Genomic DNA, 14,309 nt, shown 5'->3' on the forward strand with positions numbered 1-14,309 from the left:
CGAATTATCGCGCCAAGCTTAGACCGGACGGATGTTCGCAGCTTGCAGACCCTTCGGGCCCGTCTTCACTTCGAATTCAACCTTCTGGTTTTCTTGCAGCGTCTTGAAGCCTTCGACGCGGATTTCCGAGAAGTGCGCGAACAGATCGTCGCCGCCGCCTTCCGGGGTGATGAAGCCGAAGCCCTTTGCGTCATTGAACCACTTGACGGTACCGGTTGCCATGTTACTTGTTCCTAAAAAGATAAAACGGGGCCGAGGCCCATGGGGTGCGGAAAATCAAGGAAGGGGTAATAGGACCAACCGGAGTACCGTTGATGGGCGAACTACGAAAGAACCAATTCACTCGCCACTTGAAATCCTGCGAAGTCCTTTATACGGCTTATCAACCGCGTGGTCAACCGTATTTCCATGGACTCAGGGTTATTGCGGAGATCAGGTTTACAAAGCTTGCAAACGATGCGAATTTTTTGTAGGGGCCGAACGATTTTGGCGCCACGTTTGAGGTGCAACCGTTAAACTACGCGCCGCGTGGACGGGTTGCCCCGATCGGGTGACACGCCCCCCCAAAATTGCGTGCGCGGTGCTGTCCGAGCCGATCCCGGACCGCGGGCCGACCATGCTTTTTGAGACACAGGAGAGGATGTGAAGAGTTCTATTCAACGGAACATCGGCCCGTTTGCATTGATGCTGACGGGGCTGGGTTCGATTATCGGCTCGGGCTGGCTGTTCGGCGCCTGGAAGGCCGCGAAGATTGCCGGTCCGGCGGCGATCTGCGCATGGATCATCGGCGCTGTCGTGATTCTTGCCATTGCACTGACTTACGCGGAATTGGGCGCGATGTTCCCCGAGTCGGGCGGCATGGTGCGCTACGCGCGCTACTCGCACGGTTCGCTGGTCGGTTTCATCAGTGCGTGGGCGAACTGGATCGCGATCGTATCCGTGATCCCGATCGAGGCCGAGGCGTCGATCCAGTACATGAGCACGTGGCCGTATCCTTGGGCGCACGCACTGTTCGTGAACGGCGAATTACAGACGCTCGGCCTGCTGTTGTCGGCCGTGCTGGTCGTCATCTACTTCATGCTGAACTACTGGGGCGTCAAGGCCTTTGCGCGGGCGAACACCGCGATCACGATCTTCAAGTTCCTGATCCCCGGCCTCACGATCCTCGGCCTGATGCTGACGAGCTTCCATGCGGAGAACCTCGGCACGGCATCGAATGCAAGCTTCGCGCCGTACGGCTGGTCGGCGGTGCTGACCGCGGTCGCGACGAGCGGCATCGTGTTCGCGTTCAACGGCTTCCAGAGCCCGGTGAACCTGGCCGGTGAAGCGCGCAACCCGTCGCGCAGCGTGCCGTTCGCGGTGATCACGTCGATTCTGCTCGCGCTCGTGATCTACGTGCTGCTGCAGATGGCGTATATCGGCTCGGTGAATCCGGCCGACGTCGCGAAGGGCTGGGCGCACTTCAACTTCTCGTCGCCGTTCGCGGAACTCGCGATCGCGCTGAACCTGAACTGGCTCGCGATCCTGCTGTATGTCGACGCGTTCATCAGCCCGAGCGGCACCGGTACGACCTACATGGCGACGACCACCCGCATGATCTATGCGATGGAGCGCAACAACACGATGCCGAAGATGTTCGGCAACGTGCACCCGATCTACGGCGTGCCGCGCCAGGCGATGTGGTTCAACCTGCTCGTGTCGTTCATCTTCCTGTTCTTCTTCCGCGGCTGGAGCTCGCTCGCGGCAGTGATCTCGGTGGCGACGGTGATTTCGTACCTGACCGGCCCGATCAGCCTGATGGCGCTGCGCCGTTCGGCGACCGACATCGAGCGTCCGCTGTCGATTCCGCTGATGAAGCTGATCGCCCCGTTCGCATTCGTCTGCGCGTCGCTGATCCTGTACTGGGCGAAGTGGCCGCTGACGGGCGAGATCATCCTGCTGATGATCGTCGCGCTGCCGGTGTACTTCTACTTCCAGGCGAAGTCGGGCTGGACCGGCTGGGGTGACGACCTGAAGGCCGCCTGGTGGCTGGTCGCGTACCTGCCGACGATGGCCGTGCTGTCGCTGATCGGCAGCAAGGAGTTCGGCGGCCACGGCGTGCTTCCGTACGGCTGGGACATGGTGGTCGTCGCGGCGATCTCGCTGGTGTTCTACTTCTGGGGCGTGAATACCGGCTACCGGACCAAGTATCTCGACGAGCGTGAATCGCACGACGAGATCCTCGAGGGGGTCGGTGCCTGACGCGTGACCTGCCGCCGGATTCGGCGGCGGCAGCAAGCAGCGTAAAAAAACCCGCCCGAGCGATGCTCGGGCGGGTTTTTTGTTGGGCGGTCGGCGGCTGCCGCGCGACCGCTCAGGCGGCCGCGCCGGCGAACACGTAGTTCGTCATCGCGAGCACGCGCTGGTACGTGCCGAGCGACTGGATGCCGAGCTGGTAGTCGTCGTCCGCCGCACCGAGTGCCGTGAACACCGGCAGCAGATGCTCGTCGGTCGGATGCATCAGCGCCGCGTGCGGCGCCTGCCGGCGGTAGTCGAGCAGCGCATCGACGTCGCGCGCGGCCAGCTTCGCCTCGAACCAGTCGGTGAATTCCGCGACGCGCGGGTCTGCATCCTCCGGTGCCGCACCGAAATCGGCGGCGCGCAGGTTGTGCGTGATCTGGCCGGAGCCGATCACCATCACGCCCTCGTCGCGCAGCGGTCGCAGTGCGCGGCCGAGCGCGAAGTGGTGGGCGGCATCCGCGCGCGGCTGGATCGACAGCTGCGCCACCGGCACGTCGGCTTCCGGGAACATCAGCAGCATCGGCACCCACGCGCCGTGGTCGAGGCCGTGCTCGGTCGTCGCGGTCTCGATGCCGGCCGCATTCAGGAGCCCAGCCGCGCGTTCGGCGACGTCGGGCGCGCCGGGCGCCGGGTAGCGGATGTCGTACAGCGCCTGCGGAAAGCCGTAGAAATCGTGGATCGTTTCCGGATGTGCGGCAATGCTGGCGACGGGGCGCTGCGTGCCCCAGTGCGCGGACAGCATCAGCACCGCGCGCGGGCGCGGCAATTCGGCGGCGAGGTGCGTGAACGCGCCGGACGGCAGCGTCGGGTCGATCGGCAGCGTCGGGGCGCCGTGGGACAGGTAGAGCGAAGGCAAGCGGTTCATGGTGGTGGCCTGCAAAGGGATTTGCCTGTGACTATAGGCGCGCACCGGGTATTGATAAATCCGCGATCGGGAATTTGATTGACGCTTGTTTGTTGATAATCCGGGCGGCGCCGTGCGCTTCACGGCAGCTGGACGCTGTATGCGCGAAATTGAGTGAATTTCAGTGAAAATCGGCGCGGATGTGCGACGAACGGACCGTGGGGTGCTCGCTTACTGCGCGTGCCGGATACCGGCCCACGGCGTCGTCAGCGGTGCGCTGAGCGCGAACAGGTCGAGCACGCGCGTGACGGTCTGGTCGACGAGCTCCTCGATCGTCTTCGGCATCGCGTAGAACGCGGGCAGCGGCGGGAAGACGATGCCGCCCATTTCGGTGACGGCCGTCATGTTGCGCAGATGCGCAAGGTTGAACGGCGTTTCGCGCACCATCAGCACGAGGCGGCGGCGTTCCTTCAACGTGACGTCGGCTGCGCGCGTGATCAGGTTGTCGGACAGCCCGTGGGCGACGCTCGCGAGCGTCTTCATCGAGCAGGGCGCGATCACCATGCCGTCGGTCGCGAACGACCCCGATGCGATCGTCGCGCCGACGTCGCGCACCGAATGCACGACGTCCGCACGGCTTTCGACATCGGCCTTCGACAGCTTCAGTTCGTGCTGGATGTTGAGCCAGCCGGCGTTCGAAATCAGCAGGTGCGTTTCGACGCCGCCGGCGGCGCGCAGCAGGTCGAGCAGCCGGACGCCGTAGATCGCGCCGGTGGCGCCGGTGATCGCGACGATCAGCCGGCGTGGCGGCGCGCTGGGAGAGGCCATCGAAAGGAGGGACGTATTACGCGGCGGCGAACAGTTGCTGCAGTTCGCCCGACTGGTACATCTCCATCATGATGTCCGAGCCGCCGATGAATTCGCCCTTCACGTAGAGCTGCGGGATGGTCGGCCAGTTCGAGAATGCCTTGATGCCCTGGCGGATCTCGTCGTCTTCGAGGACGTTGACCGTCTTGAACTGGTCGACGCCGCAGGCTTTCAGCACCTGGACGGCGCGGCCCGAAAAGCCACACATCGGGAATTGCGCGTTGCCCTTCATGAAGAGCACGACCTGGTTTTCGTCGACGATTTGCTTGATACGTTGTTGGGTGTCCATGACTGACCTTGCGTTAGCGGGGCGTTAGATCGAAATGATAGCGGATTTCAACCGGGCGGGCCGGGCATCAGCCCGGCAGGCGGCCGCCTGTCGTGCGTTCGATGGCGGCCAGATCGGCGAGCGATTCGATCGCGACGAAGCCGTGCGAGGCGAGCACCGCGCGCACGGCCTCGGCCTGGTCGTAGCCATGCTCGATCCAGAGCGTGCCGCCCGGTTTCAGATAAGAGCCGGCGCCAGCGACGATCGTGCGGATCGCGCTGAGGCCGTCGGCATCGTCGGTGAGTGCGCCGCGCGGCTCGAAACGCAGGTCGCCCTGCTCGAGGTGCGGATCGTGCTGCGCGATGTACGGCGGGTTGCTGACGATCGCGTCGAATGCGAGCGCCGGATCGAGCGCGGCGTACCAGTCGCTCTGCAGCCAGTGCAGCGGGCCGCCGGGGCGGCGCGCGTCGAGCAGCTTGCCTGCGTTGCGTTGTGCGACCTCAAGGGCGGCCGGCGAACGGTCGAGCGCCCACATGCGTGCATCGGGACGCTCGGCGGCGATCGATACGGCGATCGCGCCGCTGCCCGTGCCGAGATCGAGCACGGCCGGATGCGGCAGCCCGTCGATCGCATCGAGTGCGGCTTCGACGAGCAGTTCGGTTTCAGGACGCGGGATCAGCACGTCGGGCGTCACGTCGAACGGGCGGCCGAAGAATTCGCGCATCCCGACGAGCTGCGCGACCGGCTCGCCGGCCAGGCGGCGCGCCTCGAGCGCGCGGTAGCGTTCGACCGCGACCGCGTCGAGCGGCGCGTCGCCGCGCGTGATCAACTGCGTGCGGGTCCAGCCGAGCGCGTGCGCGAGCAACACGCGCGCATCGACCGCGTCGAGCGGCGACGCGCGCAGCAGTTCGTCGGCGGTGGTGTCGGGCATCGCGGCCTCAGTCGGCATCGCCGAGCGACGCAAGCAGTTCGGCCTGGTGTTCGCTGACCAGCGCGCTGATCAGTTCGTCGAGGTCGCCGTCCATGAGCGCCTCGAGCCGGTACAGCGTCAGGTTGATCCGGTGGTCGGTCATCCGGCCCTGCGGGAAGTTGTACGTGCGGATCCGCTCCGAGCGGTCGCCGGAGCCGATCAGGCTCTTGCGCGTGGCGGCTTCCTTCGCGTGCTGCTCGTGATACTGCTTGTCCTTGATGCGCGCGGCGAGCACCTTCAGCGCGCGATCCTTGTTCTTGTGCTGCGAACGGTCGTCCTGGCACTCGACGACGATCCCGGTTGGAATGTGCGTGACGCGCACCGCCGAATCGGTCTTGTTGATGTGCTGGCCGCCCGCGCCGGACGCGCGGAACGTGTCGATCCGCAGGTCGGCCGGATTGATCTCGACCTCGCCGATTTCGTCGGCTTCCGGCATCACCGCGACCGTGCACGCGGACGTGTGGATGCGCCCCTGCGTTTCGGTGGCCGGCACGCGCTGCACGCGATGGCCGCCCGATTCGAACTTCAGGCGTGAATACGCGCCCTGGCCCGCGATCCGCACGATCACTTCCTTGTAGCCGCCGAGATCCGACGCGCTCTCCGACATCATTTCGACCTGCCAGCGCTGGCGTTCCGCGAAGCGCAGGTACATGCGCAGCAGGTCGCCCGCGAACAGCGCCGATTCGTCGCCGCCCGTGCCCGCACGGATTTCGAGGAAGATGTTGCGGTCGTCGTTCGGATCCTTCGGCAACAGCATCTTCTGCAGCTCGGTCTCGAGGCGGGTCATGCGCTCGCGTGCGCTGCGGATTTCGTCTTCCGCGAAGTCGCGCATCGACAGATCGCCGAGCAGTTCCTGTGCCGCCGTCTCGTCGCTGCGCGACTGGCGCCACAGCGCGTACTGTTCGACCACCGGGCCGAGTTCCGCATGTTCACGCGTGAGCTTGCGGTACTGGTCGAGGTCGGCCGTGACATTTTCGCGGCTCAGCAGGTCGTTCAGTTCGGCCAGCCGTGTGGACAGCTGGTCGAGCTTGCGTTGCATGCTCGTCTTCATGGTGTGGAGCGGCGCTCCCGGGCAAGGGGTATTCGGAAAGGATAGGCCGGCGCGCGGCCGGCGGCAGGGCGATTGGCGGCGCTAGTGGCCGGACTGGTCGTTCGAGCGCGGGGCGTGCTGGTAGAAGCCGCGCATCAGGTCGATCAGCGAATCGCGATCGGCGCCGTTCACGCGGTTGAGCGCGCTCGTCGGGCCGTGGATCAGCTTGTTGGTCAGCGCTTGCGACAGCGCTTCGAGCACGGCGGCCGGATCGTCGCCGCGCGCGAGCAGCTTCTGCGCCTTGTCGACTTCGGCCCGGCGCAGTGCGTCGGCCTGCGTATGCATGTGACGGATCACCGGCACGACGCTGCGCGTGTCGAGCCATTGCATGAAATTCTGCACGCGCGTTTCGATGATCGTTTCGGCCTGCGCGACCGCAGCCTGGCGCGATGCATTGCCTTCGCGCACGATCGCGCCGAGATCGTCGACGGTGTAGAGGAACACGTCCTTCAGCTTGCCGACTTCGGGCTCGATGTCGCGCGGCACCGCGAGGTCGACCATGAAGATCGGACGGTGGCGGCGTGCCTTCACCGCGCGCTCGACTGCGCCGAGGCCGATGATCGGCAGCGTCGACGCCGTACACGACACGATGATGTCGAACTCGTGCATGCGGGTCGGCAGGTCGGCGAGCGGCATCGCACGGCCGTTGAAGCGTTCGGCGAGCCGCTGGCCGCGTTCGGCCGTGCGGTTCGCGACGACGAGTTCGCGCGGGCCTTGCGCGGCGAAGTGCGTTGCGCACAGCTCGATCATTTCGCCGGCACCGATGAACAGCACGCGCTGATCCGACACCTTTTCGAAGATCCGTTGCGCGAGGCGCACCGCGGCGGCGGCCATCGACACCGACTGCGTGCCGATTTCGGTCGTGCCGCGCACTTCCTTCGCTACCGCGAACGTGCGCTGGAACAGCTGGTTCAGATAGGTGCCGAGTGCGCCGGCTTCCGTCGCGGTGCGGACGGCGTCCTTCATCTGGCCCAGAATCTGCGTTTCGCCCAGCACCATCGAATCGAGGCCGGATGCGACGCGAAACGCGTGCCGGACCGCTTCCGACTGCGGCAGCGCATAGACGTGCGGTGCGAGTTCGTCGACCGGGATCCGGTGATACTCCGACAGCCAGCGGATCGCGCCTTCGCGTGCCGCGCGATCGTCGGTCGCGCAATACAGTTCGGTGCGGTTGCAGGTGGAGAGGATCGCCGCTTCGGGCGTATTGGGCGCCTGGGGGCCGAGAAACACGTTCTTGAACGTGACGAGAGCCGGCTTGATCTGCTCGAGCGGAAACGCCACGCGTTCGCGCAAGGCGACAGGCGCAGTGTGGTGATTGATTCCGATCGTGAGGAGTTGCATATCGAGGGCTATCGTTTAGCCCCATATTATAGCGTTTCAGCGATTTCCTCACTCGCCGCATACCGGGCATCAGCGTGGCGGGGCCGGGAATTTGGGGGCTCGATCGGCACGCGGTCGAGCTGATAGCCGTAGCCGTAGAGCGGCAGCAGCCGGTAGCCGCGCTCCGGAAGCAGCCGTAGTTTGCTGCGCAGCCGGGACGCATGGGTATCGAGCGTGCGCGACTTCATGTCGCGGCGGCGCGCCCACACCGTTTCGAGGATATGGGCGCGCGACACCGGCCGCGACAGGTTCGTGAACAGCAGCTGCGCGAACCGGAACTCCTTCGGCGTGAGTGAAACGATTGCGTCGTCGAAGCGAACGAGGCAGTGGGTGGCGTCGAAAGCGTATTCGCCATACATTTCGCGCGAGCGGTTGGGTGGCCGGCGGACGCCGGCGCGCCGGCTCAGCGCGTTGACGCGCGCGAGCAGCTCGGGCCCGCTCACGGGGCGTACGAGGCAATCGTCGGCGCCCGCGTGCAGGCACGATACGATTTCGCTCTCGCGCGGCAGCAGCATCACGGCGATGGCCGGCAGCCCCGGCAGGACCGTCTGCGCACGCGGGATGACTTCCTCGGCCGGCTGGTCGCCGGCCCAGTGGCCGGTGATCAGCATGTCGCAGGTGTTGTCGGTGGCGAGCCACTCGAACAACGCCGCGCTGGACGGAAACGCGTGGCACACGTGACCGCCCGCAAAGAGCAGGCGGTTCAGGAGCGCGGCATGGCGCGCGTCCGGATCGATCAGAGCGATTCGCATGAGAATTTCTTCAATACGGCAGCCGGCGCGCGCTTGCCATAACGTCGAGTCGGCCCCTACACTCGAATGTTGGCGGCACCCGGCTGGTCTCGGGTTCGATGGATGAATCGATGCTAGCCGCTGGCAACGTTCACGCCTATGGGACGAATCTGAATTTATAGAAGGCGTCGAATGAACTGGTTTGGAATCCTTGTCCTGGGAGCGGCCGTCGGGCTGTTCGGCCGATGGCTGCATCCGATGCGGCGCACGGGCCGGCCGGCATGGTGGATCGCGGTGCTCGCCGGCATCGTCGGCGCGGGCGCGGCCCGCATGGCCGGCAATCTCTCGGGACTGTTTTACGATGGCGAGACGCTCGAATGGCCGGTCTGCACCGGTGTCGCGTTCCTCGTCGTAGCCGTGACGGTTACGCTGTCGGCCCGTCGCTGAATGTTCTCAGGTGAAATCATGAATGCCCGTCTTCCCGAAGTCTCGCCGGTGCCGGCCCGCCTCGCGCTGCTGCGTGGCGCCATGGCCCGCGAGGACCTGGCCGCCTATCTCGTGCCGTCCGCCGATCCCCATCTGTCCGAGTATCTGCCGGAGCGCTGGCAGGCCCGCCGCTGGCTGTCCGGCTTCACGGGCTCGGTCGGCACGCTGGTCGTGACCGCGGATTTCGCGGGGCTATGGGTCGACAGCCGCTACTGGGTGCAGGCCGAGGCCGAACTGGCCGGCACGGGCGTGCAACTGATGAAGATGACGGGCGGGCAGCAGAGCGCGCCGCACGTCGACTGGCTCGCGCAGAACGTGGCGGCCGGTGCGACGGTCGGCGTCGACGGCGCCGTGCTGGGCGTCGCGGCCGCACGCGGGCTGACGGGTGCGCTGAATGCGCGCGGCATCGCGCTGCGTACCGATCTCGACCTGCTCGATGCAATCTGGCCCGAGCGGCCGGGTCTGCCCGGCGACGCGGTGTTCGAGCACACGGCGCCGCAGGCCGACACGACGCGCGCGAGCAAGCTGGCCGAAGTGCGCCGCGCGATGTGCGCGCAGGGTGCGCAATGGCATTTCGTCTCGACGCTCGACGATCTCGCATGGCTGTTCAATCTGCGCGGTGCCGACGTCAACTTCAATCCCGTATTCGTTGCGCACGCAATGATCGGCGCCGATCGCGCGACGTTGTTCGTCGCCGACGGCAAGGTGTCGCCGGCGCTGACCGCTTCGCTCGCGAAGGATGGTGTCGACGTTCGCGCCTACGACGCCGCGCGCGCCGCGCTCGCGTCGCTGCCGGACGGCGCGACGCTGCTGATCGACCCGCGCCGCGTGACGTTCGGCACGCTCGAGGCCGTGCCGGCCGGCGTGAAGCTCGTCGAGGCCGTGAATCCGTCGACCTTCGCGAAGTCGCGCAAGACGTCCGCCGAGATCGAGCACGTGCGCGTGACGATGGAACACGATGGCGCCGCGCTCGCGGAGTTCTTCACGTGGTTCGAGCAGGCGGTGAACCGCGAGACGATCACCGAGCTGACGATCGAGGAAAAGCTCACGGCCGCCCGCGCCCGGCGCCCCGGCTACGTGTCGGCAAGCTTCGCGACGATTGCGGGCTTCAACGCGAACGGCGCGATGCCGCACTACCACGCGACGCCGGCGTCGCATGCGACGATCGCCGGCGACGGCCTGCTGCTGATCGATTCGGGCGGCCAGTACGTGACGGGCACGACCGACATCACGCGTGTCGTGCCGGTCGGCACCGTCAGCGACCTGCAGCGGCGCGATTTCACGATCGTGCTGAAGTCGATGATGGCGCTGTCGCGCGCCCGCTTCCCGCGCGGCATCCGCTCGCCGATGCTCGACGCGATCGCGCGCGCACCGATGTGGGCGGCCGGGCTCGACTACGGCCACGGCACGGGGCATGGCGTCGGCTACTTCCTGAACGTGCACGAAGGCCCGCAGGTGATCTCGCACTACGCGCCGGCCGAGCCCCACACGGCGATGGAAGAGGGCATGATCACGTCGATCGAGCCGGGCGTGTATCGACCCGGCCAGTGGGGCATCCGGATCGAGAACCTGGTCGTGAACCGCGCGGCCGGGCAGACGGAGTTCGGCGATTTCCTCGCATTCGAGACGCTGACGCTGTGCCCGATCGACACGCGCTGCGTGCTGATCGAGATGCTGCACGATGACGAGCGCGCATGGCTGAACACGTATCACGCGACGGTGCGCGAGCGTGTCGGCCGGCACCTGAGCGGCGATGCGAAGGCGTGGCTCGACGCGCGTACGCAGCCGATCTGACACAACATGCGATAACGGCCGGACAACGGCCGAACGACACAACCGAGGGCAGGCAATGGCGGACACCGCAGTGATCGTGGTCGACATGCAGCGCGGGCTGGTGGAGCGGGCGCAACCCGCTTACCGGCTCGACGACGTGGTATCGGGCATCAACCGGCTGACGGCGGCGGCGCGTGCGGCGAACGCGCCCGTGTGCTTCGTGCAGCACGACGGCGATGCGGACGACGACATCGTGCCCGGCACGCCGGGCTGGGAGCTGCATGCGGGGCTGGTCGTCGGGAACGACGACTGGCGTGTGCGCAAGCAGGTGAGCGATTCGTTTCACGACACGCCGCTCGCGGCGCAACTCGACCGCCACGGCATCCGTTCGGTGCTGATCTGCGGTTATGCGACCGAGTTCTGCGTCGATTCGGCCGCGCGCCGCGCGGCGCTGCTCGGCTACCGGACGACGGTCGTGTCCGATCTGCACACGACGAACGAGCGCACGCACCTGTCGGCCGCGCAGATCGTCGCGCACCATCACTTCGTATGGCAAAACAATTCGCTGGCGGGTAACCCGGTGACGCCGCGTCCGCTCGCGGACGTCCTTTCGACGGAGTTCGCATGACGATCAAGGCCGTGGTGTTCGATTTCGGCGGCGTGCTGATCGACTGGAGCCCGGAGTACCTTTACCGGGAGTTGATTCCCGACGACACGGAGCGTCGCTGGTTTCTCACGCACGTGTGCGCGATGGACTGGGTGATCCGCCAGGACGGCGGGCAAACGATCGAGGAAGGCACGGCCGAGCTCGTCGCGAAGTTTCCGGAGCACGAGGCGCTGATCCGCGCGTTCTACGCGCGCTGGCACGAAATGATCGGCGGCGTGCTCGAAGAGGGCGCCGCGCTCGTCGATCGACTTGAAGCGCAGGGGATGCCGCTGTTCGGGCTGACGAACTGGTCCGCGCAGACGTTTCCGTATGCGTGGGACAACTTCCCGGTGCTGCGGCGTTTCAAGGAGATCGTCGTGTCGGGTCGCGTGAAGCTCGTGAAGCCCGATCCGGCGATCTACCGCGAGATGCATGCGCGGATCGAACCGCACCTGCCGGGCATTGCGCCGCACGAACTCGTATTCATCGACGACAACGCGAAGAATGCCGCGGCCGCGACGGCGCTCGGCTGGCACGGCATTCATCACACGAGTGCGGCGACGACCGAGGCGCGGCTGCGCGAACTGGGCGCGCTCGCGTAAGCGGCGGGCGAGCAGCCCGCCATCGGATAAAAAAAGCGGGCCAGCGGCCCGCTTTTTTGTTGTGACGCTTCCTGAAGCGGCCACCGTCGGCGACCGGCCCCGCGTTGCCGCGGCGCCGGGCACCCGGGCCGTGCCGGTCAGCGGCTGATCGGCTTGTAGCGCAGGCGCTTCGGCTTCGCGGCTTCCTCGCCGAGGCGTGCACGCTTGTCGGCTTCGTACTCCTGGTAGTTGCCGTCGAAGAACGTGACCTGCGAATCGCCTTCGAACGCGAGGATGTGCGTCGCGATCCGGTCGAGGAACCAGCGATCGTGCGAGATCACCATCACCGAGCCCGCGAATTCGAGCAGCGCGTCTTCCAGCGCACGCAGCGTTTCGACGTCGAGGTCGTTCGACGGTTCGTCCAGCAGCAGCACGTTGCCGCCCGAGATCAGCGTCTTCGCGAGGTGCAGGCGGCCGCGTTCACCGCCGGACAGGTTGCCGACGATCTTCTGCTGGTCGCCGCCCTTGAAGTTGAAGCGGCCGATGTACGCACGCGACGGCGTTTCGTACTTGCCCACCGTCAACACGTCGGCGCCGCCCGAGATTTCCTCGAACACCGTCTTCGTGCCGTCGAGCGCGTCGCGGCTCTGGTCGACGTACGCGAGCTTCACGGTCGGCCCCATCACGACTTCGCCCGAATCCGGCTGTTCCTTGCCGGTCAGCATCTTGAACAGCGTCGACTTGCCGGCGCCGTTCGGGCCGATGATGCCGACGATCGCGCCGGCCGGGATCTTGAAGCTCAGATTGTCGATCAGCAGGCGGTCGCCGAACGACTTGCTGACGTTCTTGAACTCGATCACTTCATTGCCGAGGCGTTCGCCGGCCGGAATGAAGATTTCCTGCGTTTCGTTGCGCTTCTGGTATTCCTGGCTGCTCAGCTCCTCGAAGCGCGCGATACGGGCCTTCGACTTCGCCTGACGGCCCTTCGGGTTCTGGCGCACCCACTCCAGTTCCTTCTTGATCGCCTTCTGGCGCGCCGATTCCGACGCTTCTTCCTGCTTCAGGCGCTCTTCCTTCTGGTCGAGCCAGCTGCTGTAGTTGCCCTTCCACGGAATACCGTGGCCGCGGTCGAGTTCGAGAATCCACTCGGCCGCGTTGTCGAGGAAGTAGCGATCGTGGGTGACCGCGACGACGGTGCCCGGGAAGCGCACCAGGAACTGCTCGAGCCAGTCGACCGATTCCGCGTCGAGGTGGTTGGTCGGCTCGTCGAGCAGCAGCATGTCGGGTTTTTCGAGCAGCAGCTTGCACAGCGCGACGCGGCGCTTTTCACCGCCCGACAGGTGTTCGATCCTGGCGTCCCACGACGGCAGGCGCAGTGCGTCGGCGGCCACTTCGAGCTGCTGCTCGGGGCTGCCGCCGTCGCTCGACGCGAGGATTGCTTCGTACTTCGCCTGCTCGGCCGCGAGCGCGTCGAAGTCGGCGTCCGGCTCTGCGTACGCCGCATAGATTTCCTCGAGTTTCTTGTTGGCCTGGAACAGGTCGCCGAGGCCTTCCTCGACGGCTTCGCGCACCGTCTTCGTCGGGTCGAGCTGCGGCTCCTGCGGCAGGTAGCCGATGTTCAGGTTCGGCATCGGCGTGGCTTCGCCTTCGATGTCCTTGTCGACGCCCGCCATGATGCGGATCAGCGTCGACTTGCCCGAGCCGTTCAGGCCGAGCACGCCGATCTTCGCGCCGGGAAAGAACGACAGCGAGATGTCCTTCAGGATCTGGCGCTTGGGCGGCACGATCTTGCCGACCCGGTTCATCGTGAAAACGTATTGGGCCATTTCGGTGTGAAAGTCAGAAGTGGTTGAGACTGCCGCGCAGCGCGTGGGCGTGGCGGCGTCGGGTGATTCGGTACGGAGCGTGCCGCGCGAGGCGCGGCGGCGTCGCCGCGTGTGGGCGGCGCGAGCGGCTATTGTACTTCGCCGCCGAGCGTCGCTGACAGCGGCGGGCGGCTGCAGCGGTCCGGATTGGCCATTCGGCCGAGGCTACAGCCACGCGGCGACGCCGCCGTGCCCCGAGCACGTGCCGCGCCGGTGACGGCTGAAGCTGTACGTGCCGTCGCGGCAGCGCGCGCTCGCACCGTCGGGCACGCGGCCCGATTTCGAATGCGCGGGGGCGTGCACGGTTTCGCCGTCGCGGTTGCGATACGTGTCGTGGCGGTCGAGATCGGCTTCGTTGCCGTAGCCGGTCGGTGCGCGATACGCGTGTGCCGGAAGGGGCAGCGCGGCGCACGCGACGAAAAATGCGGCGGACAGCGTCGCGATGCGTGTCGCGCGGCGGAGCAGGGCGGGCATGGTCTCTCTCGGTCTGTTGTTATCGGTGCCGGGCCGCATGTTAGCCGATCGGTA

The 14,309-nt window shown here is 66.2% G+C and carries 15 protein-coding genes; 5 read left to right on the forward strand and 10 right to left on the reverse strand.

Going from position 1 to position 14,309, the window contains the following annotated elements; translation table 11 throughout:
* Positions 1–18: 18 nt before the first annotated feature.
* Complete coding sequence (locus CFB39_RS02355) at positions 19–222, reverse strand: cold-shock protein (protein ID WP_006477070.1); 204 nt, start codon at positions 220–222, stop codon at positions 19–21.
* Between the two features lie 420 nt (positions 223–642).
* Here CFB39_RS02355 and CFB39_RS02365 point away from each other — a divergent pair, with 420 nt between their 5' ends.
* Entirely contained in the window at positions 643–2,241 is a 1,599-nt protein-coding gene (locus CFB39_RS02365) for an APC family permease (RefSeq protein ID WP_089472067.1), read from the forward strand.
* A gap of 112 nt (positions 2,242–2,353) precedes the next feature.
* On the opposite strand, the gene CFB39_RS02370 is transcribed toward CFB39_RS02365, so the two are convergent.
* From CFB39_RS02370 to CFB39_RS02400, 7 genes are all read right to left on the reverse strand, one after another.
* A complete protein-coding gene (locus CFB39_RS02370; RefSeq protein ID WP_089472068.1) occupies positions 2,354–3,145 on the reverse strand; it encodes a class III extradiol ring-cleavage dioxygenase in 792 nt (263 codons plus the stop codon).
* A gap of 210 nt (positions 3,146–3,355) precedes the next feature.
* Positions 3,356–3,952: a UbiX family flavin prenyltransferase gene (locus tag CFB39_RS02375; RefSeq protein ID WP_048251007.1), complete on the reverse strand. Its 597-nt coding sequence runs from the start codon at positions 3,950–3,952 to the stop codon at positions 3,356–3,358.
* Positions 3,953–3,968: 16 nt separating this feature from the next.
* Positions 3,969–4,280, reverse strand: coding sequence for a Grx4 family monothiol glutaredoxin (grxD, locus tag CFB39_RS02380; protein ID WP_006477066.1), 312 nt, complete (start codon positions 4,278–4,280; stop codon positions 3,969–3,971).
* A 67-nt stretch (positions 4,281–4,347) separates the two neighbouring features.
* Positions 4,348–5,190, reverse strand: coding sequence for a peptide chain release factor N(5)-glutamine methyltransferase (prmC, locus tag CFB39_RS02385; protein WP_089472069.1), 843 nt, complete (start codon positions 5,188–5,190; stop codon positions 4,348–4,350).
* A 7-nt stretch (positions 5,191–5,197) separates the two neighbouring features.
* Entirely contained in the window at positions 5,198–6,280 is a 1,083-nt protein-coding gene (gene prfA / locus CFB39_RS02390) for a peptide chain release factor 1 (protein ID WP_089430537.1), read from the reverse strand.
* An 81-nt stretch (positions 6,281–6,361) separates the two neighbouring features.
* Positions 6,362–7,660 (reverse strand): glutamyl-tRNA reductase, encoded by a 1,299-nt coding sequence (hemA, locus tag CFB39_RS02395; protein ID WP_089424380.1) that lies wholly within the window; start codon positions 7,658–7,660, stop codon positions 6,362–6,364.
* A gap of 26 nt (positions 7,661–7,686) precedes the next feature.
* Positions 7,687–8,451: a response regulator transcription factor gene (locus CFB39_RS02400; protein WP_089430538.1), complete on the reverse strand. Its 765-nt coding sequence runs from the start codon at positions 8,449–8,451 to the stop codon at positions 7,687–7,689.
* A gap of 171 nt (positions 8,452–8,622) precedes the next feature.
* Between CFB39_RS02400 and CFB39_RS02405 the strand changes: the two genes are divergently transcribed.
* From CFB39_RS02405 to CFB39_RS02420, 4 genes are read left to right on the forward strand one after another with little or no spacing between them, the layout of a single operon-like run.
* The gene (locus tag CFB39_RS02405) at positions 8,623–8,877 is read left to right on the forward strand and encodes a hypothetical protein (RefSeq protein WP_039352130.1); all 255 of its coding nucleotides are present in this window, start codon (positions 8,623–8,625) and stop codon (positions 8,875–8,877) included.
* A gap of 18 nt (positions 8,878–8,895) precedes the next feature.
* A complete protein-coding gene (locus tag CFB39_RS02410; protein ID WP_089472070.1) occupies positions 8,896–10,710 on the forward strand; it encodes an aminopeptidase P family protein in 1,815 nt (604 codons plus the stop codon).
* 55 nt (positions 10,711–10,765) lie between these two features.
* Complete coding sequence (locus CFB39_RS02415) at positions 10,766–11,317, forward strand: cysteine hydrolase family protein (RefSeq protein WP_089444871.1); 552 nt, start codon at positions 10,766–10,768, stop codon at positions 11,315–11,317.
* A complete protein-coding gene (locus tag CFB39_RS02420; protein WP_089472071.1) occupies positions 11,314–11,937 on the forward strand; it encodes an HAD family hydrolase in 624 nt (207 codons plus the stop codon). The genes CFB39_RS02415 and CFB39_RS02420 overlap by 4 nt, the downstream gene beginning before the upstream one ends.
* Before the next feature lie 137 nt (positions 11,938–12,074).
* Here CFB39_RS02420 and ettA read toward each other — a convergent pair whose 3' ends face one another.
* Together ettA and CFB39_RS02430 are read right to left on the reverse strand one after the other, a co-directional pair.
* The gene (gene ettA / locus CFB39_RS02425) at positions 12,075–13,742 is read right to left on the reverse strand and encodes an energy-dependent translational throttle protein EttA (RefSeq protein ID WP_089472072.1); all 1,668 of its coding nucleotides are present in this window, start codon (positions 13,740–13,742) and stop codon (positions 12,075–12,077) included.
* 204 nt (positions 13,743–13,946) lie between these two features.
* Positions 13,947–14,255 carry a DUF3761 domain-containing protein gene (locus CFB39_RS02430; protein WP_089472073.1) on the reverse strand — a complete coding sequence of 103 codons (309 nt, stop codon included), beginning with the start codon at positions 14,253–14,255 and terminating at the stop codon, positions 13,947–13,949.
* Between the last annotated feature and the right edge of the window lie 54 nt (positions 14,256–14,309).

The sequence above is a fragment of the Burkholderia sp. AU6039 genome, from assembly GCF_002223365.1.
Classification (GTDB): Bacteria; Pseudomonadota; Gammaproteobacteria; order Burkholderiales; family Burkholderiaceae; genus Burkholderia.

Coding starts and splice junctions, on each gene's coding strand:
- CFB39_RS02370 (WP_089472068.1), bottom strand. CDS start 3,145: ATGAACCGCTTGCCTTCGCTCTACCTGTCCCACGGCGCCCCGACGCTG.
- CFB39_RS02430 (WP_089472073.1), bottom strand. CDS start 14,255: ATGCCCGCCCTGCTCCGCCGCGCGACACGCATCGCGACGCTGTCCGCC.
- CFB39_RS02400 (WP_089430538.1), bottom strand. CDS start 8,451: ATGCGAATCGCTCTGATCGATCCGGACGCGCGCCATGCCGCGCTCCTG.
- CFB39_RS02405 (WP_039352130.1), top strand. CDS start 8,623: ATGAACTGGTTTGGAATCCTTGTCCTGGGAGCGGCCGTCGGGCTGTTC.
- CFB39_RS02410 (WP_089472070.1), top strand. CDS start 8,896: ATGAATGCCCGTCTTCCCGAAGTCTCGCCGGTGCCGGCCCGCCTCGCG.
- CFB39_RS02375 (WP_048251007.1), bottom strand. CDS start 3,952: ATGGCCTCTCCCAGCGCGCCGCCACGCCGGCTGATCGTCGCGATCACC.
- ettA (WP_089472072.1), bottom strand. CDS start 13,742: ATGGCCCAATACGTTTTCACGATGAACCGGGTCGGCAAGATCGTGCCG.
- prmC (WP_089472069.1), bottom strand. CDS start 5,190: ATGCCCGACACCACCGCCGACGAACTGCTGCGCGCGTCGCCGCTCGAC.
- CFB39_RS02420 (WP_089472071.1), top strand. CDS start 11,314: ATGACGATCAAGGCCGTGGTGTTCGATTTCGGCGGCGTGCTGATCGAC.
- prfA (WP_089430537.1), bottom strand. CDS start 6,280: ATGAAGACGAGCATGCAACGCAAGCTCGACCAGCTGTCCACACGGCTG.
- CFB39_RS02355 (WP_006477070.1), bottom strand. CDS start 222: ATGGCAACCGGTACCGTCAAGTGGTTCAATGACGCAAAGGGCTTCGGC.
- grxD (WP_006477066.1), bottom strand. CDS start 4,280: ATGGACACCCAACAACGTATCAAGCAAATCGTCGACGAAAACCAGGTC.
- CFB39_RS02415 (WP_089444871.1), top strand. CDS start 10,766: ATGGCGGACACCGCAGTGATCGTGGTCGACATGCAGCGCGGGCTGGTG.
- hemA (WP_089424380.1), bottom strand. CDS start 7,660: ATGCAACTCCTCACGATCGGAATCAATCACCACACTGCGCCTGTCGCC.